The organism is Brevundimonas sp. TWP2-1, from assembly GCF_049897645.1.
In the GTDB taxonomy this organism is placed as follows: Bacteria; Pseudomonadota; Alphaproteobacteria; order Caulobacterales; family Caulobacteraceae; genus Brevundimonas.
Genome location: NZ_JAFCWR010000002.1, coordinates 513,258 through 534,586 on the forward strand (window position 1 = coordinate 513,258; position 21,329 = coordinate 534,586).

General features: G+C 65.7%; 22 protein-coding genes. 13 read left to right on the top strand and 9 right to left on the bottom strand.

The features are described from left to right. Nucleotides 1-2: 2 nt before the first annotated feature. On the bottom strand, nt 3-485 hold the full coding sequence (locus tag ACP7BH_RS12690; protein WP_425985732.1) for an Lrp/AsnC family transcriptional regulator: 483 nt from the start codon (nt 483-485) through the stop codon (nt 3-5). A gap of 84 nt (nt 486-569) precedes the next feature. Here ACP7BH_RS12690 and ACP7BH_RS12695 point away from each other — a divergent pair, with 84 nt between their 5' ends. Continuing rightward, complete coding sequence (locus ACP7BH_RS12695) at nt 570-1,472, top strand: EamA family transporter (RefSeq protein ID WP_425985734.1); 903 nt, start codon at nt 570-572, stop codon at nt 1,470-1,472. A gap of 152 nt (nt 1,473-1,624) precedes the next feature. Here the strand turns inward: ACP7BH_RS12695 and ACP7BH_RS12700 are convergent, their stop codons facing one another. After that, nucleotides 1,625-3,109 carry a methyl-accepting chemotaxis protein gene (locus ACP7BH_RS12700; RefSeq protein WP_425985736.1) on the bottom strand — a complete coding sequence of 495 codons (1,485 nt, stop codon included), beginning with the start codon at nt 3,107-3,109 and terminating at the stop codon, nt 1,625-1,627. 200 nt (nt 3,110-3,309) lie between these two features. Between ACP7BH_RS12700 and fliI the strand changes: the two genes are divergently transcribed. The 3 genes from fliI to ACP7BH_RS12715 all read left to right on the top strand — a co-directional run bounded on the left by fliI (nt 3,310) and on the right by ACP7BH_RS12715 (nt 6,308). Further along, the gene (gene fliI / locus ACP7BH_RS12705) at nt 3,310-4,653 is read left to right on the top strand and encodes a flagellar protein export ATPase FliI (protein ID WP_425985737.1); all 1,344 of its coding nucleotides are present in this window, start codon (nt 3,310-3,312) and stop codon (nt 4,651-4,653) included. Nucleotides 4,654-4,661: 8 nt separating this feature from the next. Further along, nucleotides 4,662-5,072, top strand: coding sequence for a flagellar export protein FliJ (locus tag ACP7BH_RS12710; protein WP_425985740.1), 411 nt, complete (start codon nt 4,662-4,664; stop codon nt 5,070-5,072). Between the two features lie 147 nt (nt 5,073-5,219). Beyond that, nucleotides 5,220-6,308, top strand: coding sequence for an endo-1,4-beta-xylanase (locus ACP7BH_RS12715; RefSeq protein WP_425985742.1), 1,089 nt, complete (start codon nt 5,220-5,222; stop codon nt 6,306-6,308). Nucleotides 6,309-6,501: 193 nt separating this feature from the next. Here the strand turns inward: ACP7BH_RS12715 and ctrA are convergent, their stop codons facing one another. Further along, nucleotides 6,502-7,203 (bottom strand): response regulator transcription factor CtrA, encoded by a 702-nt coding sequence (gene ctrA / locus ACP7BH_RS12720; protein ID WP_135193504.1) that lies wholly within the window; start codon nt 7,201-7,203, stop codon nt 6,502-6,504. 381 nt (nt 7,204-7,584) lie between these two features. Between ctrA and ACP7BH_RS12725 the strand changes: the two genes are divergently transcribed. The 3 genes from ACP7BH_RS12725 to ACP7BH_RS12735 all read left to right on the top strand — a co-directional run bounded on the left by ACP7BH_RS12725 (nt 7,585) and on the right by ACP7BH_RS12735 (nt 9,505). Then, nucleotides 7,585-7,938, top strand: coding sequence for a chromosomal replication initiator DnaA (locus ACP7BH_RS12725; RefSeq protein ID WP_425985744.1), 354 nt, complete (start codon nt 7,585-7,587; stop codon nt 7,936-7,938). Continuing rightward, complete coding sequence (locus tag ACP7BH_RS12730) at nt 7,935-8,645, top strand: DUF6456 domain-containing protein (protein ID WP_425985746.1); 711 nt, start codon at nt 7,935-7,937, stop codon at nt 8,643-8,645. The genes ACP7BH_RS12725 and ACP7BH_RS12730 overlap by 4 nt, the downstream gene beginning before the upstream one ends. 119 nt (nt 8,646-8,764) lie before the next feature. Then, complete coding sequence (locus ACP7BH_RS12735; RefSeq protein ID WP_425985748.1) at nt 8,765-9,505, top strand: hypothetical protein; 741 nt, start codon at nt 8,765-8,767, stop codon at nt 9,503-9,505. Between the two features lie 4 nt (nt 9,506-9,509). Here the strand turns inward: ACP7BH_RS12735 and ACP7BH_RS12740 are convergent, their stop codons facing one another. Both ACP7BH_RS12740 and ACP7BH_RS12745 read right to left on the bottom strand, forming a co-directional pair. Further along, nucleotides 9,510-10,178, bottom strand: coding sequence for a hypothetical protein (locus ACP7BH_RS12740; protein ID WP_425985750.1), 669 nt, complete (start codon nt 10,176-10,178; stop codon nt 9,510-9,512). Nucleotides 10,179-10,238: 60 nt separating this feature from the next. After that, the gene (locus ACP7BH_RS12745; protein ID WP_425985752.1) at nt 10,239-10,670 is read right to left on the bottom strand and encodes a SufE family protein; all 432 of its coding nucleotides are present in this window, start codon (nt 10,668-10,670) and stop codon (nt 10,239-10,241) included. Between the two features lie 256 nt (nt 10,671-10,926). Between ACP7BH_RS12745 and ACP7BH_RS12750 the strand changes: the two genes are divergently transcribed. Both ACP7BH_RS12750 and ACP7BH_RS12755 read left to right on the top strand, forming a co-directional pair. Next, nucleotides 10,927-12,522 (top strand): sensor histidine kinase, encoded by a 1,596-nt coding sequence (locus tag ACP7BH_RS12750; RefSeq protein WP_425985754.1) that lies wholly within the window; start codon nt 10,927-10,929, stop codon nt 12,520-12,522. 39 nt (nt 12,523-12,561) lie between these two features. Then, on the top strand, nt 12,562-13,242 hold the full coding sequence (locus tag ACP7BH_RS12755) for a GIY-YIG nuclease family protein (protein WP_425985756.1): 681 nt from the start codon (nt 12,562-12,564) through the stop codon (nt 13,240-13,242). A 51-nt stretch (nt 13,243-13,293) separates the two neighbouring features. On the opposite strand, the gene ACP7BH_RS12760 is transcribed toward ACP7BH_RS12755, so the two are convergent. After that, the gene (locus tag ACP7BH_RS12760) at nt 13,294-14,115 is read right to left on the bottom strand and encodes a hypothetical protein (RefSeq protein ID WP_425985758.1); all 822 of its coding nucleotides are present in this window, start codon (nt 14,113-14,115) and stop codon (nt 13,294-13,296) included. Nucleotides 14,116-14,209: 94 nt separating this feature from the next. Between ACP7BH_RS12760 and ACP7BH_RS12765 the strand changes: the two genes are divergently transcribed. Then, nucleotides 14,210-14,539, top strand: coding sequence for a DUF1491 family protein (locus tag ACP7BH_RS12765; protein ID WP_425985761.1), 330 nt, complete (start codon nt 14,210-14,212; stop codon nt 14,537-14,539). Here ACP7BH_RS12765 and ACP7BH_RS12770 read toward each other — a convergent pair. After that, complete coding sequence (locus ACP7BH_RS12770; protein WP_425985763.1) at nt 14,536-15,546, bottom strand: sensor histidine kinase; 1,011 nt, start codon at nt 15,544-15,546, stop codon at nt 14,536-14,538. The genes ACP7BH_RS12765 and ACP7BH_RS12770 overlap by 4 nt on opposite strands. A 131-nt stretch (nt 15,547-15,677) precedes the next feature. Further along, the gene (locus ACP7BH_RS12775) at nt 15,678-16,082 is read right to left on the bottom strand and encodes a winged helix-turn-helix transcriptional regulator (RefSeq protein WP_425985764.1); all 405 of its coding nucleotides are present in this window, start codon (nt 16,080-16,082) and stop codon (nt 15,678-15,680) included. 111 nt (nt 16,083-16,193) lie between these two features. Between ACP7BH_RS12775 and ACP7BH_RS12780 the strand changes: the two genes are divergently transcribed. The 3 genes from ACP7BH_RS12780 to ACP7BH_RS12790 all read left to right on the top strand — a co-directional run bounded on the left by ACP7BH_RS12780 (nt 16,194) and on the right by ACP7BH_RS12790 (nt 19,505). Continuing rightward, nucleotides 16,194-16,946: an SDR family oxidoreductase gene (locus tag ACP7BH_RS12780; RefSeq protein WP_425985766.1), complete on the top strand. Its 753-nt coding sequence runs from the start codon at nt 16,194-16,196 to the stop codon at nt 16,944-16,946. Nucleotides 16,947-17,397: 451 nt separating this feature from the next. Beyond that, nucleotides 17,398-18,585 (top strand): DNA cytosine methyltransferase, encoded by a 1,188-nt coding sequence (locus ACP7BH_RS12785; protein ID WP_425985769.1) that lies wholly within the window; start codon nt 17,398-17,400, stop codon nt 18,583-18,585. Continuing rightward, nucleotides 18,585-19,505: a XamI family restriction endonuclease gene (locus ACP7BH_RS12790; RefSeq protein WP_425985772.1), complete on the top strand. Its 921-nt coding sequence runs from the start codon at nt 18,585-18,587 to the stop codon at nt 19,503-19,505. Before ACP7BH_RS12785 ends, ACP7BH_RS12790 begins: the two co-directional genes overlap by 1 nt. 4 nt (nt 19,506-19,509) lie before the next feature. Here the strand turns inward: ACP7BH_RS12790 and lepA are convergent, their stop codons facing one another. Continuing rightward, nucleotides 19,510-21,318, bottom strand: coding sequence for a translation elongation factor 4 (gene lepA / locus ACP7BH_RS12795; RefSeq protein WP_425985774.1), 1,809 nt, complete (start codon nt 21,316-21,318; stop codon nt 19,510-19,512). Between the last annotated feature and the right edge of the window lie 11 nt (nt 21,319-21,329).

Here is a 21,329-nt window from a genome sequence, read left to right on the forward strand (position 1 = left end):
CCTCAACGCTCCAGCACGGCGCGCGCTGGATCGAAGCCGACCACCTCGCGGATCACGATCATGCTCTTGAAGCCGCGCACGCCCTTTTCGGGGATCAGTTCGCGGATGCCGAACGCCTCGTAGTCCTGCATCGAGCGGACGGCGACCGTCAGCAGATAGTCGGTCTCGCCGGTCACGTCCCAGGCGCCCTGGACCTCGGGACTGGCCTTCATGGCGCGCTGAAAGTCGTCCATCACCTTGCGGTCCTGGGTGTTCATCTCGACCTGGACATGCAGGACGATGCGCGGCTCGACGCGGGCGGGATCGATCACGGCGACATCGGCGGCGATGACCCCTTCCGCCCGCAGACGACGCAGCCGGCGCAGCACGGCGGATTCCGACAGGCCCACCGCCTCGGCCGTCACCCGCGCCGGCTCCAGATTGTTGCGCCGGACCCGCGCCAGCAGCCGATGGTCGAAATCGTCGAGGGTGACGAAATTCGTCATTGCATGGCCTTTCGCGACGATTTCCGGCGCATTCAAGCGGAAAATCGCCGGGAAGCGCAAGCCGCATTAGAGTAGTTTTACGCCATGACTTCCGTGGCCCTGAAACAGCACCTGACCTCCCCCTTGGCGATGCGCCTGATCCCCTATCTGGCGCTGTTCGCGGGCATGGTGACGCTGGCGGGCGGCACCTCCTTCGCCAAGACCCTGTTCCCGATCATCGGGGCGGAGGGGACCTCGGCCTATCGCGTCGGGATTTCGGCCCTTGTGCTGGTCGCGGTGTTCCGGCCGTGGCGGTTCCGGCTGGCCCGCGCGGACCTGGGCGCCATCGCCCTTTACGGCGTCGTGCTGGGGGCGATGAACCTCAGCTTCTACATGTCGCTGCGCACCATTCCGCTGGGCCTGGCCATCGCCATCGAGTTCATGGGGCCGCTGACCCTGGCCCTGATCCATTCGAGGAAGCCGATCCATTTCGTCTGCATCGGCTTTGCGGTCGTGGGGCTAGGCCTGCTGTTGCCGTTGAAGGCCGGCGCCGGGGCGCTGGATCCTGTGGGCATGGCCCTGGCCGCCGTCGCCGGCCTGTGCTGGGCGCTCTACATCGTGTTCGGCAAGCGGCTGTCGCACATCCACGCGGGACAGTCGGTGGCGCTCGGCATGACTGTCGCGGCGTTCGTCGTCGTGCCGTTCGGCGTGGCCCATGCGGGCGCGGCCTTGCTGAACCCGGCCATCATCCTGGCCGGCGTGGCGGTCGCGATCTTCTCCAGCGCCCTGCCCTATTCGCTGGAGATGGTCGCCCTGCGCAGCATCCCCAAACGCACCTTCGGCGTCGTGCTCAGCGCCGAACCGGCCGTCGGCGCCCTGGCCGGCCTCTTGATCCTGCACGAGCACCTGACCGGCCAGCAATGGCTCGCCATCGCCGCCATCGTCGTCGCCTCGGTCGGCGCAATCGCGACGACGCGGGAACCGAAGGTGGGGCCGGAGCCGGTTTAGACTTTTCTCTTCCGCTCATCCCCGCGAAAGCGGGGACCCAGCGCTTTGGGCGTTTGACCGCTCAAGTCCGGTCAATTCGCTGATCCCACGCACCCGGCCCCCGCGAAAGAACTGGGTCCCCGCTTTCGCGGGGATGAGCGGAGTTGGGGAGGTCAGAACTCCTCCCACCCCGACGCCGCAACCCCGCCTCCCGCATAGGCGCGGATGCGGGCGCGTTCGCGGGCTAGGGGAACCGGACCGCCCCCCTGCGACAGGTCGTGAACCCGCGTCTGAACCGGCGCCTCGCCGGTATCGAACCGCTCGACCAGTTGGGCCAACTGCTCGGTCTCGGTCTTCAGGCTCATGGCGGCGGCCGTGGTTTCCTCGACCATGGCGGCGTTCTGCTGCGTCACCTGATCCATCTGATTGACGGCGCTGTTGACCTCGCCCAGGCCCGTCGCCTGTTCCTGGGCGGAGGCCGCGATTTCGGAGATCAGGGCGTCCATCTCCGCCACCTTGACCGCGATGGCCGACAGGGCCGCCCCCGTCTCGTTGACCAGGTTCACCCCTTGCGCCACCTCCTGGCCCGAGGTGGTGATCAGGGTCTTGATCTGTTTGGCCGCCTCGGCCGAGCGCTGGGCCAGCGCCCGCACCTCGGACGCCACCACCGCGAAACCCCGTCCCATATCGCCCGCCCGCGCCGCCTCGACCCCGGCGTTCAAGGCCAGCAGATTGGTCTGGAAGGCGATCTCGTCGATAACGCCGATGATGTCGCTGATCTGGGTCGAGCTGCGCTTGATGCCGTCCATCGCCGCAATGGCCTGGCGCACCACTTCGCCCGAGCGGTCGGCCTCGGCTCGTGCGCCCACGGCGGCCGATGAGGCCTGTCTGGCGCCGTCCGCGCTGCGTTTCACCGTGGCGGTGATCTGGTCCAGCGCCGCCGCCGTCTCTTCCAGGCTGGCGGCCTGTTGTTCGGTGCGGCGCGACAGGTCGTCGGACGCACTGGAGATTTCGCTGACCCCGCCCCTCAGGCCCGCAACGGCCTGCAACGCCTGACCCAGGGTCTGACGCAGGCTTTCGACGGCGGCGTTATAGTCGTCGCGCACCCGGATATGCGCGCCCTGCACCGGCGCATCGATCCGCGCCGTCAGGTCGCCCGCCGACAGCCGCGCCAGGGCGCCGGCCAGGGCCTCTACCAGCAGGTTCTGCGCCTGCTCCGCCTCGATCCGCTGCGTCTCGCGGCGTGCGGCCTCCTGCTCCTCGGCCGTGATGTCGATGGCCAGCTTGATGACTTTCGTGGGCCGCCCGTCGGGACCGAAGACCGGGTTGTAGGAGGCCTGCAACCAGACCTCGCGTCCGCCCTTGGCCAGCCGCCGGAACTTGCGCGCCAGAAACTGGCCCGCGTTAAGATCCCGCCAGAAGGCCGCGTAGTCAGGCGACGCCACCCTTTCCGGGTCCACGAACAGACGGTGATGGACGCCGCGGATTTCCTCCAGCGTGTAGCCCATCGTGTCCATGAAGTTCTGGTTGGCGTCGATGATCGTGCCGTCCAGATTGAACTCGATGACCGCCTGGGACCGGCCGATGGCGGCCATCTTGCCGTCCAGGTCGATCAGCCGGTTATGCAAATCCGATGATTTAGGTTTACGCGCGAACATAGGCACAACCTCTTCGCAATCGGCCGGCCCCGCCCGCCTCGGTTGCAAGATTAACATCCTAATTGGTTGCCAAACCGTTTCTCGCTTGAGTTGCAAGCGAGACGCAAAAACCACCCTTTTGTGCACTGCATTCAAAGCCGGCTTCACCGCTCGTTAACCACGATGGCGCATCTCTCAACCCCTGTTCCTGGGGTCTGTTTTTGCGCAATCTCGTCGCCGCCGTCGAAGCGATCGATCCGCTGGTCGTCACCGGCAAGGTCGCGGGCGTGTCCGGCCTGCTGATCGAGTCGCGCGGCGGCCTGTCGCGCCTCGCCGTCGGCGCCCGCGCCGAGATCAGCCGACGCGGTCATTCCCCCCTGCCGGCCGAGGTCGTCGGCTTTCGCGATTCCAAAGCCCTGCTGATGCCGTTCGGCCCGGTCGAGGGCGTGGCCCCCGGCGCCGACATCCGCATCATCGACCAGGCCGCCAGCGTGCGCCCGACCACCGCCTGGCTGGGCCGGATCATCGACGCCTTCGGCCAGCCGATCGACGGCAAGGGTCCGCTGCCTCAGGGCCCTGCCCCCTACCCCCTGCGCGCCCCGCCGCCGCCCGCCCATTCGCGCGGTCGGGTGGGCGAGCGTCTGGACCTGGGCGTGCGGGCCATGGACGTCTTCACCACCACCTGCCGGGGCCAGCGCCTGGGCATCTTCGCCGGTTCGGGCGTGGGCAAGTCCGTGCTGCTGTCGATGCTGGCCAAACAGGCGACCTGCGACGCCGTCGTCGTCGGCCTGATCGGCGAACGCGGCCGCGAGGTGCGCGAGTTCGTCGAAGAGACCCTGGGCGAAGAGGGGCTGAAACGCGCCATCGTCGTGGTCGCCACCTCGGACGAGCCGGCCCTGAAACGCCGCCAGTCGGCCTATATGACCATGGCCATCGCCGAATATCTGCGCGACCAGGACCTGGAGGTGCTGTGCCTGATGGACAGCGTCACCCGCTTCGCGATGGCCCAGCGCGAGATCGGCCTGGCCGCCGGCGAACCGCCGACCACCAAGGGCTACACCCCCACCGTCTTCACCGAACTGCCCAAACTGCTGGAGCGCGCCGGGCCGGGTCCGGTGCGGCCCGACGGCACGACGGCGGCGCCCATCACCGCCCTGTTCACCGTCCTGGTGGACGGCGGCGACCATGACGAGCCCATCGCCGACGCCGTGCGCGGTATCCTCGACGGCCACATCGTCATGGACCGCAAGATCGCCGAACGCGGCCGCTTCCCCGCCATCGACGTGCTGAAGTCGGTCAGCCGCACCATGCCCGCCTGCCAGACCCCGCCCGAGCGCGAGTTGAACAAGCGTGCCCGCCAGTGCCTGTCGGCCTATGCCAATATGGAAGAGCTGATCAAGATCGGCGCCTATCGCACCGGCGCCGACCCCATCGTGGACCGCGCCATCGCGCTGAACCCCGCGCTGGAAGATTTCCTGGGACAGGACAAGGACGATCACACCCGTCTTTCCGATTCCTTTACCCGGCTGGAGCACATCCTCAATCAAGGCATGATCAGGGAGTAATGATTTAAATGACCGCTTGGGCCCAATCCCTGATCCGCATTTCCAACTACGAGGTCGAAACGCTGCAGAAGCGCCTGGCCGAGATCACCGAACGCCGCGCCAACGCCGAGATCCGCATCGCCGTCCTGGACGCCGAGGCTCAGAACGAACGCGACCGCGCCCGCATGGACGCCGAGGCCGGAATGATGCTGGGCGCCTATCTGAACGGCTGGAAATCCCGCAAGGCCAAGGCCGAGGGCGACCTGACGGTGCTGGACGCCGAGGAAGCCGGCGCCCGCGACGCCCTGACCGGCGCCTTCGAAGAGCTGAAGAAGTTCGAACACGTCGCCGAGACCACCCGCCTGACCCAACTGGTCGCCATCGCCAAACGCGAAACCGCCGCCTTCGACGAGCTGGGCCTGCGGAAACGTGCGGTCTGACATGCAAAAATCTCCCTCCCCTTCATGGGGAGGGGTGATCGCGCAGCGATCGGGGTGGGGCCCGAAAGGGCGCGAGCGCGGTTCTGACCGCCCCATCCTGGCTTCGCTCCGCTTCGTCGTCCCCCCCCATGAAGGGGAGGGAGAGGCATGACGCCGACCCGCCGCACCCTCCTCGCCTCGTCGCTCGCCGCCCCCATCGCCCTTTCCTTGAGCAACTTGGCCGCCTGCGACCGCTTCGCCTCGGCCGAACCCACCCCGCCGAACGTCCCCCCACTGAAATCCATCGCCCCCGCCCCGTTCGGCACGGCGATCAAGGCGATGCAGATCGACGACCCCGACTGGGTCACGCTTGCCCGCGCCAACGTCTCCCAGCTCACGCCCGAGTGGGAGATGAAGATGGAATACATCCTGGCCAATGGCCTGGGCCGCCCCAACTTCGACCGCACCGACCGCATCGCCGCCTTCGCCCAATCCAACGGCATGGCGATGCACGGCCACACCCTGATCTGGTATTCGCAGGGTCAGGAGGCGTTCGCCGGTCTGGATAACGCCGCCTTCGACCGCGCCTTCGACGGCTATATCGCCACGGTCGCCGGTCGCTATCGCGGCAAGGTCCGCAGCTGGGACGTGGTCAACGAGCCGATCCTGGACGACGGCTCGGCCATGCGCGACTGCCACTGGTCACAGCGCTATGGCCAGGACGGCTATATCCTGCGCGCTTTCGAAAAGGCCCGGATCGCAGATCCCGAGGCCGTCCTCTTCCTGAACGAATACAATCAGGAAAGCGTCCCGGCCAAGGGTGCGCAGTTCCTGAAACTGGTCGAGCGCCTGCTGAAGGCCGGCTGCCCGCTGCAAGGGCTGGGCCTGCAATCCCACCTGTGGATCGACATCCCCGAGGGCGTCATCGCCGCCTATATGCGCGAGGTCGCCCAGCTCGGCCTGCCGATCCATGTGTCGGAACTGGACTGCACCCTGCGCACCGAGAACCGGCTGGATCTGCGCAGCCAAGCCGACCGGATCGCCGCCCAAGGGGCGCGCGTCACCGAACTGGCCTCGGCCTTCGCCGCCCTGCCCAAGGCCCAGCAGTTCGCCTTCACGGCCTGGGGCCTGCGCGACACCGACAGCTGGTATCGCCAGGGCGACAAGGACGACGGCAAGGACAAGCCCCTGCCCTTCGACAGCTTCGGCCGCCCCAATCCGATGGCGGCGGCCATGGCGGCGGGGTTCGCGGGATAATCTCCCTCCCCTTCATGGGGAGGGACGGCGAAGCGGAGCGGAGCCCGGGTGGGGCCGTCAGAACCTCGCTCTCGCCCTTTCGGGCCCCACCCCGATCGCTACGCGATCGCCCCTCCCCCATGAAGGGGAGGGAGAAACGCAAAACGCCCGCCGTCGCCGGCGGGCGTTTCGAAATCAGTGGATCGAAGATCGATCAGGCGGCGACGGTGACGACGCTTTCGGACGGGTCGCGCAGGACGTAGCCGCGACCCCAGACGGTCTCGATGTAATGTTTGCCGTCGGCGGCGGTGGCCAGCTTCTTGCGCAGCTTGCAGATGAAGACGTCGATGATCTTCAGCTCGGGCTCGTCCATGCCGCCGTACAGGTGGTTCAGGAACATTTCCTTGGTCAGGGTCGTGCCCTTGCGGAGCGAGAGCAGCTCCAGCATCTGGTATTCCTTGCCCGTCAGGTGAACGCGGTGACCGTTCACCTCGACCGTCTTGGCGTCCAGGTTCACGGCGATCTCGCCGGTGTGGATGATCGCCTGGGCGTGACCCTTGGAGCGACGGACCACGGCGTGGGTGCGCGCGATCAGCTCGTCCTTGTGGAAGGGCTTGGTCATATAGTCGTCGGCGCCGCCGCCGAAGGTCTTGACCTTGGTCTCGATCTCGTGGCTGCCCGACAGGATCATGACCGGGGTGTTGACCTTGCCGACGCGCAGCTGGCGCAGGACTTCCAGGCCGCTCATGTCCGGCAGGTTCAGGTCAAGCAGAATGAGGTCGTAGTCATAGATCTTGCCCAGATCGATGCCTTCTTCGCCCAGGTCCGTCGTATAGACGTTGAAGCCTTCCGACTTCAGCATCAGTTCGATGCTTTGGGCGGTTGCGTGATCGTCTTCAATCAACAGGACGCGCATACGTGCCCCTCCAGGCAAAAGCTTTGCGGTAACCACCCCGACGAACGTCTGGGTAACCTTGTTCGCAAGTTAAGACGTGAAAACCTTAAGAAGGGTTAACGCCATCCGATTGAGTCGAATCTAGGCTGATTTGCGAATCGCCGTCGAGTGGCCGGAGTCAACGATTCGAAATTTATTAACCATGTTGCGCAGCTCGCCGCCGCATGCCCCCTCGCTTTGTCCCCTCCATCCGCCGACATCCGACATAGGGTCGCCTGCACAACCTCAAGGCGGGCAAGGCGTCACGTCCGGTTTTGACGTGCAGTAGGACTTTATTCCTATCTCAAGGTCGGCGGCCCTCTATGCTGTCGTCATCGATTTCGAGAGCGGGAGGGTTTCGCCATGGAGGACTACAGGGTGCCGGTCAGCGAGGAGGACCGGGTCAAGGCGGGGCTGGCCATCCATCTGGTCGCGGCGCGCACCGGCGCGCAGCCGTCGCAGATGATCGGCGGGGGCCGGATGCACCCGCGCGCCGCCCGGCCGCGCTGGCTGGCCATGTATCTGTCGCACGTCGCCTTCGGCTGGACGCTGGAGCGGGTCAGCCACGTCTTCGGCGTCAATCGCGCCAGCGTCGGGACCGCCTGCCGCTGGGTCGAGGACGAGCGCGAACGGCGTCCCGTCGACGACCTGCTGAACGAGCTGGAGACCTGTATCCAGGGCCTGTACCAGACCCCGCGCCTGGACCTGGTCCAATGAGCCGGCTGCTGGAACGCGCACGCGGCCTGATGGCGCGGCCCGGCGCCTGGCTGGGCGCGGACGGCGGCGTCTATGTGCTGCGCCTGTCGGCGGATCGGCGCAGCCGCATCAGCCTGACCCTGACCGAGGCCGAGTTCCGCGCCCTGGTCGATCAGCCCGGCCTGCGCGCGCGACCGGGCGGCGGCTGGACGGCAAGAACGACGGCGGACGAAACCGCGCCCCCTCCCCCCGGCCGCCCCGGCTTCGTCGCGGGCGAGCGGGACGTGATCCAGGCCGACGGCCGCATCGTGCGCTGCCGCGCCAATCTGGGCGAAAGCCCCATCGCCTGGCTGGCGCGGCGCAAGGACGCCTCGGGCCGGCCCTGGCTCACCCCGGCAGAGGCCGCCGCGGGCGAGCGTCTGCGTCGCGAGGCCGAACAGGCGATGAAGGGCCCGTCCCTGACCATGCGCTGGGACGCCCTGCCCCACAGCGGATCGGGCACCTCCGCCCGGATGGAGCCCACCGACCGCGCCCTGTCGGCCGGCCGCCGCGTCGAGGGTGCCTTGACCGCCGTCGGTCCGCGCCTGCGCCCCATCCTGACCCGCATCTGCATCCACGGCGACAGCCTGCAACTGGCCGAAACTGGCCTGGGCCTGCGCCGCCGTCAGGGCAAGACGGTGCTGAAACAGGCGCTCCAGGCTCTGGCCGACCATTACGGGATCGGCTGATTTGAGACGAAGTGCACAGATTGCACCCAAAAAATCGCGCTTAACCATAACGAGGATTTTCGAAACCAAATCGGTCGTGGCATCGTTTGCGGCATGTCCTGACAATCGGAGATCGTCCCATGTCCCGTCCCCTGGCCTGCGCCCTGTCCACCCTGATGCTGGCGACGGCGCTGCCGGCGTCGGCCCAGACGCCCTCTGCGCTCAGAGACCTCGTGGGCGCACGCGCCGGTCAGGCCGAGGGCGAGCTGAACCGGCGCGGCTATCAGGCCACGGATCGGTCCGAGGTCGTCGGCGACGGACGCATGACTTACTGGCGGAACGGCAACGACTGCGTGTCGATCATGACGCGCGACGGCCGCTACGCCTCGATCAACCAGGCGGGCCGCAGCGAGTGCGGATCGGGCGGCTCGAACAGCTCAAATGCGACGGCCATCGCGGCCGGGGTCGCCATCGTGGGCCTCGCCGCCGCCATCGCCGCCCACAACAACCGCCACCGCGACGCTGACGCCGACCACGACCGGGAATATCAGCGCGGCTACGAGGCGGCCCTGCACGGCGCCGACTATGACGCCAATCACGAGACCGAGGGCTATCACGAAGGCTTCCTGGCCGGCGAGGACGAGGGTCAGAACCGCCGCCACGCCAACAGCGGCTGGGTGCAGAACGCCCCCTATGCGGCGCGTCAGGCCTGCTCGCGCCGCGCCGACGAGTTCCAGAACCGCCCCTATGGCTCCAGCGTGCCCATCGGGGTGCGCGACCTGGGACGCGGCGATTTCGAGCTGACGATGGCGACCGGCTCGTATCGTTCGCGCTGCACCGTCTCGGCCTCCGGCGACGTGCGCTCGATGGACCCCGGCTGAGGCGTCAGATCAAGGCGATGGGGATCAGGATCGCCTGCAGGTAGATCAGCGCCCGCACGAGGGCCAGGACCGCTATCCTGGCCCCCTTGCCGACGGAGACGTTCAGTCGCCGCGCGAACCAGTGCGACTGCACGAACAGGAACCAGCACGTTCCGCCGATCATGATCGCGGCGCCGACGGCGTTGGGCAGTTCGGGCCTCTGGAAGATGGAGCCCCCTATCGAGACGAAGGCGGCGCAGACGGCCGCCAGATAGCATTGGGCATAGAAGGGCGGGCGCAGGGTCTCGCGGCTGATCCGCTTCTTCTCGTGACGCAACAGGGTCACGGCGGCGACCAGCGGAATCAGGCTGAAGGCCAGGGAGCGGAACAGGATCAGGTTCTGTTGCGAGGCGAACAGCGTCCTGGTCACCGTCGAGACCTCAGGCGGCGGCGGCACATGCAGGGCCATGCCGATCAGATTGGCCAGGACGACGGTCGCCAGCAGGAACAGGGGCGGGCTGAGCGCGTCGTCGTAGCGATGCTCCTCGCTGTCGCTCTGCTCGCGGTCAGAATAGTCCATCGCCGCCAGCGGCCCGCGCAGGATCCGCCACAGGGTCAAAGGATAGAAGACCAGCCAGCTGACGGCCTCGAAGAGAAAATCCTCGAAACTGCGCAGGATCTTCAGCAGGTCCATTCGGCGTCCCTCGTCCACATCCCGCGATGGTGGGTCGTCGGGCCGCCGGAGGCAAGGCCGTTAAGCCAGGGCCGCCTCGCGGATGCGGCCGACCATGCTGTTCAGGCCGTTGGCGCGCTGACGCGTCAGGGCCGACGGCAGGCCCAGCCGATCCAGCGCCGCCCGCGCGTCAAAGGCCAGGATCTCGGCCGGGGTGCGGCCGGAATAGAGTTTCAGCAGCAGGGCGATATTGCCCTTGGACAGGGCGCTGTCGCTGTCGGCGGCGAACCAGAGCCGATCCTCGGTCGGCTTCACGGCCAGCCAGACCTGGGCGGCGCAGCCCGGCACCTTGTTGGCTTCGAGCCGGTCGGCGTCGTCCAGCGGCGCCAGCCCCTTGCCCAGTTCGATCACATATTCGATCCGCTGCTCCCAATCGCCCAGCAGGTCGAAATCCTCGGCCAGTTCGGCCAGGGTCTGGTCAATGGTCTCGGTCGGAGGGGTGCGCGCGCTCATGGCCGCCAGATAGGCCGCCGGGCCGTTAACGACAACCGGCCGTTTTGTCCCCCGATATTCATGGTGAACGCCGCGATGGGGTTCGCCTTACGGGGGAGCGGCCTCGCTCCGACTCAAGGCGGGGACTAGTCTGGACGCAGACAGAACAACGGCCCGCTGCTTGAAATCCGACGCCCACACCAGATTACAGGACGACCGACGCTCCCACGATCAAAGTGGCGCGCCGCTGGTCGCCCTGTGGCACGCGATCTGGGCCGTGGCGATCAGCCTGACGGCCCTGGCGGCCCAGATGATGGACGGGCTGAAGGACGCGCCGCTGGCGGCCCTGCTGATCATGGCCTTCCCCGGCATCTTCGGCGTGGTGCTGATGGTGCGCGACACCGCCGGCCTGCGGTTCGCGACCATGGCCGGCTGGCTGCTGGCCGCCACGGCGTCGGCGGGGCTGACGGGCGGGGCGACCGGGGCCTTGCCGGGGCTGATCCTGATGCCTCTGGCCGCCGGGATCGCCCTCGATCACGGCAGGACGGGCGCCGACCGGCTGACGCGGCTGGGCGCCTTTGCGGTGGCCTTGCCGCTGCTGTCGGGCCTGATCTCGACCTGGCTGAACGGGCCGGAGGCGCAAGCCCCGCTGCTGGCCGCCGTATCGGGCCTGCTGGCCATGGGCGCCATCATCGCCGCCATGCGCCTGACCTGGAGCGAACGCCAGCGGCGTCTCGCCGACGCCGAAGACGAGGCCGCCCGCATCGCCGCCCTCCTGGAAGACCAGCCGGCCCTGACCCTGCTGCTCGATCCGTCCGGCCGCGCCGTGGCGACCTGGGGCAATCCGCCGCCCGCCCTGTCGGTGCTGGCGCTCAGCGAGCAGGGGCTGATCTCGGTCGTCCATGCGCCGGACCGCCCGGCCGTGTCCGCTGCGCTTGCCCGCGCCCTGTCGGGCCAACAGGTCGAGGTCCAATTCACCCCGCGCATCGCCCTGGACCGCCGGGTGGTCATGATCCTGGGGCCGTTCCACAACGACGGCGATCACCCTCGCCTGATCGCCCAGGCCTTCGACGGCACAGCCCAGTTCGCCCGCGAGCTGGGCCTTGAGACCGCCCGCGTCGAGGCCGAGGCCCAGTCCGCCGGCAAGACCCGCTTCCTGGCCAACATGAGCCACGAGCTGCGCACCCCCCTGAACGCCGTCATCGGCTTTGCGGACATCATGCGCCAGAAGCTGTTCGGCCCCCTGCCCGACCGCTACGCCGGATACGCCGACGCCATCCACCAGGCAGGCGGCCACCTGCTGGACCTGATCAACGACGTGCTGGACCTGTCCAAGATCGAGGCCGAACGCTACCAGCTGGTCATGGAGGCCTTCGACGCCCGCGACGCTGTGTCCGCCGCCGTCGCCCTGGTCCGGCTGCAGGCCGACGACAAGGGCGTGGACCTCGCCGCCGTCCTGCCGTCCGAGCCGGTGAAGGTGCGCGCCGACGCTCGCGCCCTGAAGCAGATGGCGCTGAACCTGCTGTCCAATGCGGTCAAGTTCACCCCCGCCGGCGGCTCGGTCACCATCACCCTGGACGCGGATGGTCCGGATCTGGACCTGGTCGTGTCCGACACCGGCGTCGGCATCGCCCCGCAAGACCTCAAACGCCTGGGCCGCCCCTTCGAACAGGCCGGCGGCGCGGATCAAAAGGCGCAAGGCACCGGCCTGGGCCTGTCCCTGGTCCGCTCCCTGACCGAACTGCACGGCGGCCGCATGACCATCGACAGCACCCTGGGCGAAGGCGCCGCGGTGATGATCCGGCTGCCGGTGATGGTGGTGGAGTCAGAAGCCGAGGCTGTCGAGATCGCGCCGGTCACGGTCGAGGCTTGACGGCTGCAGGCTCAGCTTTCGGGTTAGAGGGAGCAAGGAATGACCCAGCCAGATTCTCAAGCTCTCTACGTGATGCAGAACGAGTTTGGGCTGATCAAAATAGGGCGCAGCCTTAATCCTGAGCTTCGCCGCAAGAACCTACAAAGCAACGAACGATGCGCTATCGCCATCGTCGCAGTGCTGGAGAAACAGGGGCACTTAGAAGAGGCGATCCATCTCAGCCTGATGGATCACGCGATAGAGGGAGAGTGGTTTGACGGCACTGCTGCGGCACGAGCTGCAGTCATTCGTGCAATCCCAACTCTCGGCGCATGTGATTGGCCTTTTGAGCATTGCGCCAACGGCGCGGCAGAGTGGCTTGATGAACTTTACGAGCGCCGCGATCAACGCTCGGTCGAGAAACTGTATCGGCGAATCCTCCAAGTCCACTTGCAGCAAAGCAAGCCGGGACCAGACGCAGACGGCGCGATCTGTCACCTAATATCGATCATCGAAACCGGTCAGACTGCCTCCTTAATGTACGAGCGGCTTAAGGGGGAGAAAGTCGTTTACGTTTGTCACCCCGGATCAAGGGACCGGCAGCTTGCGCCCCGCTACACCACAAACTTGGCACTGGCATTGGCGTTGCGGCCTGACGATATCAGGCCTGCGGTTTGGGAAGGAGCGGCCTATGACTGCGCGATCGCAGCTATGGCTGCTCGTCATCACCAACTGCGTTAGCATCATGCCTGAAGCGGGCTGAGCCGGCTTCAGTGACGGGACGAACACACCCTAAACCTGCCCCATCGCCAGGAACGCCCTACCGGCCGCAAAATCCCCGGCCTCGAAGGTGGAGCGGGCGATGCTGCCGTCGCGGAACAGGAATTCGACGGTGAAGACCTCGCGCGGGTCCAGCGCCGACAGCGTGTCGGCGGCGGCGGCGGGGAACAGCCAGGCCTGACCGGCCGGACGGCCTTCGGACAGCAGCATGGCGTCGGCGCTGGTCACCCCGGCGGCCCAAAAGGCGCGGCGCTGGGCGACCGGCGGCAGGTCGTGCGCCAGCCATGGACGGGGCGCCACCGTGTGGTCGCGCATCACCACCCGCACCCCGGTCGGACGCGAGCGCCCCTGCCAGGACACCACGGCCGCCAGTTGATCGGGCCGGTCCATGCCGCCCACGACGCCGAACCGCACCGGCGAGGCGCCGGTCACGGTCGCCTGCATCAGCCGCCAGGTCGGGCGGGCATAGGCGGCGCGGTCCGCGCTCCAGCCTGTGCGCTCGCCGGGAAACTGCATCTTCGTCACGCGCGACCAGCCGGAAAAGGCGGTCTGAACCCGGCCGCTGACCGTCTTCAAATCGGCCGAGCCGCAGGGCGTCGATCCCGCCCGCGCCCGCGCCCGCTGCGCCGTCTCGGCCAGCTGCCGGTCGTTGGCGCCCGCGCGCAGGGCCGCGCCCCGCGCCTGATAGGCGGCGGCGGTCAGGGCGGCGGTCAGTTGCGGTTCGAACAGTCCGCAGCGGTCGTTGGCGGCCAGCACGAAGCTGCGCTCATAGAAGCGGTCCTGCGGCGCGGCGAGCGCGACGACAGGCGTCGCCGCGATCAGCACGGCGGACATCAAGGCTCTGGCGCGCCGGGGGGAAAGGCCTATCCTCATGCCGCCACCCTAGCCCGCCAGGGTTGGGGTTCCGTGTTCGAGCAGGGTTAGCGAATTGCTTCTTTCCAGCGACCTGTGGGTCAGCGCCCTGATCCGCCGCGCCCAGATCGAGGGCGCCTATGCGACCGTGGTCGCCAAGGGCGACGACCGCGCCGGCTCGGTCATCGTCAAGGCCTATGACACCTCCAACCGCACCGCCCGCCTCTACACCGAGGCCTTCGGAACCCACGGCGACCGCCTGTGGATCCAGCCGGTGACCTCCGACAGCGAAAGCGAACTGGACGCCTACATCGCCCGCCAACGCGGCTACGACCCCGACCTGTGGGTCGTCGAGATCGAGGACAAACAGGGCCGGCATTTCATCACGGAGAAGGTGCAGGCCTAGGTGGCGAGGCGTGCGGGATTGACCTTCAGCGTCACGATCAGCCCCTCTTCCGCCCAGTCATATTCGATGGACCCGCGAAGGTGGCCAATGACGCTGCGCTCGACCAGCTTGCTGCCATAGCCCATGGTCCCCGTCGGCGCCTCGACCTTGGGTCCGCCGCATTCGGTCCACACCAGGGTGATCGCCTCGTCCTGGGCCGAGCAGGAGACGTCCAGCGTGCCTGTATCGGACGACAGCGCCCCGTATTTCAGCGAGTTGGTCGCCAGTTCGTGCACCACCAGCGCCACGATGGTGATGGAGGTTTCGCCGACGCTCGTGCGCGGCACGGACACCCGTATGCGCCCAGTGAAGGCGCCCAGATCGTCGTAGGGCGCCAGCAGCACGGACAGCAGGTCGCCCAGCAGGGCCGAGGGGGCTTCGGTCTGTCCCGGCACCGGTCGGACCAGGTCGTGCGCGCGCCCCAGGGCGGTCAGCCTGAGGGTCAGTTCGTCGGCCATCTCCTTTGTGCTGGTGGTCGAGCGCGAGGTGATCTTGGCCAGGCCCGAGGCGATGGTCAGCAGGTTCTTGACCCGGTGGCTCATCTCGCCGGCCAGAAGCTCGCGGCCTTCCTCGGCCTGTTTGCGATCGGTGACGTCGATGAAGATGCCGAACATCAGCCGGTTGACGATGCCGAAATCGTCGCCCTGACCGCGGGCCGAAATCCACTTCAGCTCGTCGCCGATCATGATCCGGAAATCGATCTCATAGGGACCGACCAGCGAGCGGGTCGCATTGAAGGCCGCACGCACCCGGTCGCGATCCGCCGGATGGATATGGGCGGACAGATCCTCGAAACACACATCCTTGCGATGAGGAATGCCCCACAGGTCGTAGGCGGCGTCGTCCATCGCCAGAGCGTCGGTATCGACGTTCCAGGACCACAGGGTGACGCCGGCGGCCTTGATGGCGCGCACCAGGTTCCGGGGCTCCCAGAGAAGCGGCTTCAGATCATCGGCGGTCTTGGTCATTGATTATCGAGAGCCTTCAAAACGCGCGCCCGAAGCTGCGGACGCACTTGCCGCGCGGCCACGCGACGTTGGGCCCATTAGGGGGTGCGCCGAGCTTATGGCAAGGCTGCCGGGTTCGGCGGCGGCGGCGTCTACCCCTTGCGCCCATCGAACGCGGCCCGCGCCGTCTCGATGCGGTCGATGTTCTTCTCGGCCCAGGTCCAGACGCCGCAGAAGGCCTCGGCCAGGGTGACGCCCAGGTCGGTCAGGCGGTATTCGACCTTGGGCGGGATGACCGGGTGGACGGTGCGGATCACCAGGCCGTCGCGCTCCATCTGGCGCAGGGTCTGGGTCAGCATCTTCTGGCTGATGCCGCCGACCAGCTCGCCGACGCGGGTGAAGCGCTGCTCGCCGTGTTCGGCCAGGACCTCCAGGATCAGCATCGTCCACTTGTCCGCCACCCGGCCGATCACGTCGTTGACCAGAGCCTCGACGCGAGGGTCGGCGCATTCGCCGGTCTCGGGATGAGAAATTCTTGCGGGCGGAACGGCCGTCATGTCCAAATCTTTCGCCTGGGTAAGTATGGCAGTTCCTGGTGCCTACTTTCTAATGGAGAGCGTAAGCCATAGTTCATCGCCATCGCTAACGCACCCCTGAAAGGCGCCCGAATGAAGATCACCGGCAACACCATACTGATCACCGGCGGCGGCACCGGCATCGGCCGGGCCCTGGCCGAAACGCTGCACGCGCGCGGCAATCAGATCATCATCACCGGCCGTCGCGAGGCCGTGCTGAAGGAAACGGCCGCCGCCAATCCCGGCATGGCGTGGGCGACGCTGGATGTGGATGACGCCGCCGCCATCGCCGCCTTCGGCGTGCAGGTGGTCAAGGATCACCCCGGACTGAACGCCGTCATCCTGAACGCCGGCATCATGAAGCTGGAGGACATCAAGGCCCAGCCCTTCGACCTGGCGACCGCCGAAGCGACCATCACCACCAACCTGCTGGGGCCCATCCGCCTGACCGCCGCGCTTCTGCCGCACCTGACGGCGCAACCCGAGGCGACGATCATGACGGTGACCTCGGGCCTGGCCTTCATCCCGCTGACGGCGACCCCGACCTACAATGCGACCAAGGCGGCGATCCATTCCTGGACCCAGTCGCTGCGTCATCAGTTGCGCGACACCGGCGTCGAGGTTCTGGAACTGGCGCCGCCCGGCGTGGCCACCGACCTGATGCCGGGCCATGCGGACAACCCCGCCTACATGCCCCTCGCCGACTTCACCGCCGAGGTGATCGGCCTGATCGAACGCGGCGAAACCCCGCGCGGCGAAATCCTGGTCGAACGGGTCAAGCCCCTGCGCTTCGCCGAGGCGAACGGCTATGAGGCCGTGTTCGAGCAGTTGAACGGCGCGCACTGACGGCGCGTCAGCGCTCCTCGATCGCGGTCGGATCGGGCGACAGTTGCGCAGGCTTGGTTATCGTCGAGGCCTATGACGCCTCGACCCGCGCGCCTCTACACCCAAGCCTTCAGACCGAGGTCACCGGCTGTGTATCCAGCCGGTGACCTCGGACAGCGAAAGTGAACTGAACGCCTACATCGCTCGCTAGCGGGGGGATGACCTCGAACTGTGGGTCGTTGAGATCAAGGGCAAACAGGGCGGGCACTTCATTACGGAAAAAAGTACAGGGGTAAGGGGACGGTGAGGTCGGCGGGTTTGTAAGGAGCAAGGCCGTTCGAATCCCCGTAAGGAGAAACTGCTACACTCAATACGTGAAACTGAATTGTTGTGTTCCGCTTATGTTCCTGGTAACTTTAAGGCTCATTAACCTTCGCATGACGTTATTCGTGAGACACGATTGGGGCGCAGCATGACCGACTTTGTCTCAGTTTTTTCGGGCGCAGGCGGCCTAGACATTGGGCTTCAACGTGCCGGATGGGACTGCCTTTACGCGACCGATTTCGACAAGAACGCGATCGAAACGCTTAAGCTCAATGCTGCTGCTAGGCGTCATCACAGCGGCTGCGCCATCAGACAGGCGGACATTCGCGATCTGACGGGCGATGAGATGCTGTCTGAAATTGGCAAGCGTCGTGGAGATATCGCCTTGCTGGCAGGCGGTCCGCCCTGCCAATCTTGGAGTAGCGCAGGCCATCAACTCGGCTTCAACGACCCACGCGGACGACTGTTCGAAGACTACCTCCGCGTTGCGAAGGAGTTAGACGTCCGCTGGCTTCTGTTCGAAAACGTGCGGGGACTGATCACTGCTCGCGGGTCGGATGGCGTTCCAGGCAGCGCACTCGCAGCTATCCGTCAGGCCCTATTCAGCGCCGGCTGGCAGACGCGAGTCGAACTATTCAATGCGGCCGATTACGGCGCACCCCAACGACGGGTGCGGGTGGTTCTGATCGGCTACCGCTTCGGCGATGAGCCGCCCATGCCGACGGCATCGCATAGCGACGGCGCCCATTCGGGCCACACGGCTTGGGTATCGATGGCCGACGCCTTGGCAGCCATATCGCCGATTGAAGCCGACGAGATCATCCGCCCCTCTGGAAAACTGGCGGTGGAACTCGAACAGATTCCTGCTGGTTCGGGCGTCAAAAGTCCGGGAAAGCGCGAAACGACCCGACCGGGGGGGCATTGGGGTTATAAGCAAGGTGCATTCGTTGCTGATCTGAAGCGTCCAGCGAGAACGGTCACGGCTAATGCCCAGCAAGATTGGATTCGTGATCCAATCCATGGTCTGCGGCGGCTTTCGCCGCGCGAGTGCGCCGCACTACAGACATTCCCTGCGGACTGGATTTTCGCTGGAAAGCGCGTCGATCAATATCGGCAGATTGGAAACGCAGTACCGCCGCTGTTGGCAGAGCGGATTGGTGAAACACTTCGGGCGCATGTAATCAATGCACCCATCGCTTCAGACATTGGAGCGGGTAATGTCAGCACCTTGCCTGCACGTCTTCAAGCTGCAATCGATTATACGATACGTGAGCATCGGCGAAATGGTGATTCCCGTTTGGCCGCGCCTGCTCGCAGGAAGGCGAAAGCTGCTTAGTGTCGGTATCTCCAGAGATTGAATGCTATCATCGTGAGCAAACAGCCCACGCCCTAGAACTCTACAAATCAAATTTATCCGCTTCCAAAGGCGCTTCTGATTGGGAGCAGTTTGTTAAAAGTTCTCATCAAACTATCGAAACAGCACTTGAGGGAACAGATTTTTTACTGGCAATTGAAACTGCTTTGAAGCGTTCCGGCCGGTCTTCGGTTCTTCTACGTTATCTAACAACGCCGCCAAAAAGTCAGGCGCAGTTCGAACATATCTGCAAGCAATATAGTACGTCGGCTGAAAATTCGGGATCAGGGATAACGACTGCAAAAGCGGAGGCTGTCGCTGCTGCGTTTGACGAATGGCGTGACCGATCCATAACGTCTTGGCTTGATCAGGAACGCAGACCGACTGAGTCTGAGATCGATCAACTCATACGCCATGTCACGCCAATGATGGCACTGCAAAAACTTATGACCTTTCAACGAATGAGCGCTTCTGCTGCTCAAGAACTTGCTGTTGCCGAGATGCTCGTCGATGCCGGTTGGGTACACCAGAAGGGCCGAATTATTGATCGAAGCATCCAAGCGTATCGCTTCATGCGGAAGGCGCGTTTCGTTGCCGACAGACAAACTAAAGAAGTTGATGTCGCAATAGGTCTCGGTCGAACATTCGTGCTGGCGTTGGAGTGCAAGGTCTCAAACGATGTCACGAATTCGAAAAAAAGGATCAATGACATCCGCGAAAAGGCAGCAGCGTGGAAGGAGGAATATGGCCGGTCTTTGAGGTCAGGCGGCCTGCTTCAAGGCGCATACAAAGCAGAAGACGTTTTAGGTTTGGCGAGCAGCGGCATTGAAGTTTTCTGGTCCCATGACCTTGATCGACTTCGAGATTGGGTAATATCCGAGGCCAATAAGAACGGGTCGTAACCCCTCAATCGTCGTCCATCTTCAGGGCGGCGATGAAGGCTTCCTGCGGGATTTCGACCTTGCCGAACTGGCGCATCTTCTTCTTGCCGGCCTTTTGCTTCTCCAGCAGCTTCTTCTTGCGCGTCGCGTCGCCGCCGTAGCATTTGGAGGTCACGTCCTTGCGCAGCGCCCGCACGGTCTCGCGGGCGATGATCTTGCCGCCGATGGCCGCCTGGATCGGGATGACGAACAGGTGGGGCGGGATCAGTTCCTTCATCTTCTCGACCATACCCCGGCCGCGCGTCTCGGCGCGGGCGCGGTGGACCAGCATGGACAGGGCGTCGACCGGCTCGGCGTTGACCAGGATGGACATCTTCACCAGGTCGCCGACCTTGTATTCGGTGATCTCGTAGTCGAACGAGGCATAGCCCTTCGAGATCGACTTCAGCCGGTCGTAGAAGTCGAACACCACCTCATTCAGCGGCAGTTCGTAGACCACCATGGCGCGGGCGCCGACGTAGGACAGTTCGACCTGCGAGCCGCGGCGGTCCTGGCACAGCTTGATCACGCTGCCGAGATATTCGTCGGGCGTCAGGATGGTGGCCTTGATCCAGGGCTCGGAAATGGTCTCGATCTGCATCACGTCGGGCAGGTCGGCCGGATTGTGCAGGTCCATCTCGGAGCCGTCGCGCAGGCCGATCTTGTAGACCACCGACGGGGCGGTCGCGATCAGGTCCAGGTTGAACTCGCGGCTGAGCCGTTCCTGGATGATCTCGAGGTGCAGCAGGCCCAGGAAGCCGCAGCGGAAGCCGAAGCCCAGGGCGGCGCTGGATTCCATCTCATAGGTGAATGACGCATCATTCAGCCGCAGCTTGCCGATGGCGGCGCGCAGGTCCTCGAAGTCGGCGGCGTCCACCGGGAACAGGCCGCAGAAGACCACCGACTGGACTTCCTTGAACCCCTTCAGCGGTTCGGCGGTCGGCTTTCTTTCATCGGTGATGGTGTCGCCGACGGCGGCGTGGGCGACTTCCTTGATCTGGGCGGTGATGAAGCCGACCTCGCCGGGGCCGAGCTGGTCCACCGGGGTGTTCTTGGGCAGGAAAACGCCGACCCGGTCGATCAGGTGGGTCGAGCCGTTGCGCATCATCTTGACCCGCATGCCGGTCTTCAGCACCCCGTCGAAGACGCGGACCAGGACGACGACGCCCAGATAGGGGTCGTACCAGGCGTCCACCAGCATGGCCTTCAGCGGCGCGTTCGGGTCGCCCTTGGGGGCCGGAAGCTTGGTGACGATGGCTTCCAGCACGTCCTCGATGCCGATGCCGGACTTGGCGCTGCACAGGACCGCTTCGGAGGCGTCGATGCCGATCACGTCCTCGATCTGGGCGCGGACCCGCTCGGGCTCGGCCGCCGGCAGATCGACCTTGTTCAGGACGGGGACGATCTCGTGATTGTTGTCGATGGCCTGATAGACGTTGGCCAGGGTCTGGGCCTCGACCCCTTGCGACGCATCGACGACCAGCAGCGAGCCCTCACAGGCGGCCAGCGAGCGGCTGACCTCATAGGCGAAGTCCACGTGGCCGGGCGTGTCCATCAGGTTCAGGACATAGTCCTGGCCGTCCTTGGCCTTGTAGTTCAGGCGCACGGTCTGCGCCTTGATGGTGATGCCCCGTTCCTTCTCGATATCCATGTTGTCGAGCACCTGCTCGGACATCTCGCGCGCGGTCAGGCCGCCGGTGTACTGGATCAGTCGGTCGGACAGGGTCGACTTGCCGTGGTCGATGTGCGCGACCACGCTGAAGTTGCGAATGTTCGAGATAGGGGGAGTCGTCATCCGCGCGCCCC

What these genes read in the sequence shown, in the direction of transcription:
- ACP7BH_RS12780 (WP_425985766.1), top strand. Translation starts at nt 16,194, where the DNA reads ATGAAGATCACCGGCAACACCATACTGATCACCGGCGGCGGCACCGGC.
- ACP7BH_RS12690 (WP_425985732.1), bottom strand. Translation starts at nt 485, where the DNA reads ATGACGAATTTCGTCACCCTCGACGATTTCGACCATCGGCTGCTGGCG.
- ACP7BH_RS12700 (WP_425985736.1), bottom strand. Translation starts at nt 3,109, where the DNA reads ATGTTCGCGCGTAAACCTAAATCATCGGATTTGCATAACCGGCTGATC.
- ACP7BH_RS12745 (WP_425985752.1), bottom strand. Translation starts at nt 10,670, where the DNA reads ATGAGCGCGCGCACCCCTCCGACCGAGACCATTGACCAGACCCTGGCC.
- ACP7BH_RS12710 (WP_425985740.1), top strand. Translation starts at nt 4,662, where the DNA reads ATGACCGCTTGGGCCCAATCCCTGATCCGCATTTCCAACTACGAGGTC.
- ctrA (WP_135193504.1), bottom strand. Translation starts at nt 7,203, where the DNA reads ATGCGCGTCCTGTTGATTGAAGACGATCACGCAACCGCCCAAAGCATC.
- ACP7BH_RS12695 (WP_425985734.1), top strand. Translation starts at nt 570, where the DNA reads ATGACTTCCGTGGCCCTGAAACAGCACCTGACCTCCCCCTTGGCGATG.
- lepA (WP_425985774.1), bottom strand. Translation starts at nt 21,318, where the DNA reads ATGACGACTCCCCCTATCTCGAACATTCGCAACTTCAGCGTGGTCGCG.
- ACP7BH_RS12755 (WP_425985756.1), top strand. Translation starts at nt 12,562, where the DNA reads ATGACCCAGCCAGATTCTCAAGCTCTCTACGTGATGCAGAACGAGTTT.
- ACP7BH_RS12760 (WP_425985758.1), bottom strand. Translation starts at nt 14,115, where the DNA reads ATGTCCGCCGTGCTGATCGCGGCGACGCCTGTCGTCGCGCTCGCCGCG.
- ACP7BH_RS12770 (WP_425985763.1), bottom strand. Translation starts at nt 15,546, where the DNA reads ATGACCAAGACCGCCGATGATCTGAAGCCGCTTCTCTGGGAGCCCCGG.
- ACP7BH_RS12725 (WP_425985744.1), top strand. Translation starts at nt 7,585, where the DNA reads ATGGAGGACTACAGGGTGCCGGTCAGCGAGGAGGACCGGGTCAAGGCG.
- ACP7BH_RS12735 (WP_425985748.1), top strand. Translation starts at nt 8,765, where the DNA reads ATGTCCCGTCCCCTGGCCTGCGCCCTGTCCACCCTGATGCTGGCGACG.
- ACP7BH_RS12740 (WP_425985750.1), bottom strand. Translation starts at nt 10,178, where the DNA reads ATGGACCTGCTGAAGATCCTGCGCAGTTTCGAGGATTTTCTCTTCGAG.
- ACP7BH_RS12785 (WP_425985769.1), top strand. Translation starts at nt 17,398, where the DNA reads ATGACCGACTTTGTCTCAGTTTTTTCGGGCGCAGGCGGCCTAGACATT.
- ACP7BH_RS12715 (WP_425985742.1), top strand. Translation starts at nt 5,220, where the DNA reads ATGACGCCGACCCGCCGCACCCTCCTCGCCTCGTCGCTCGCCGCCCCC.
- ACP7BH_RS12730 (WP_425985746.1), top strand. Translation starts at nt 7,935, where the DNA reads ATGAGCCGGCTGCTGGAACGCGCACGCGGCCTGATGGCGCGGCCCGGC.
- ACP7BH_RS12775 (WP_425985764.1), bottom strand. Translation starts at nt 16,082, where the DNA reads ATGACGGCCGTTCCGCCCGCAAGAATTTCTCATCCCGAGACCGGCGAA.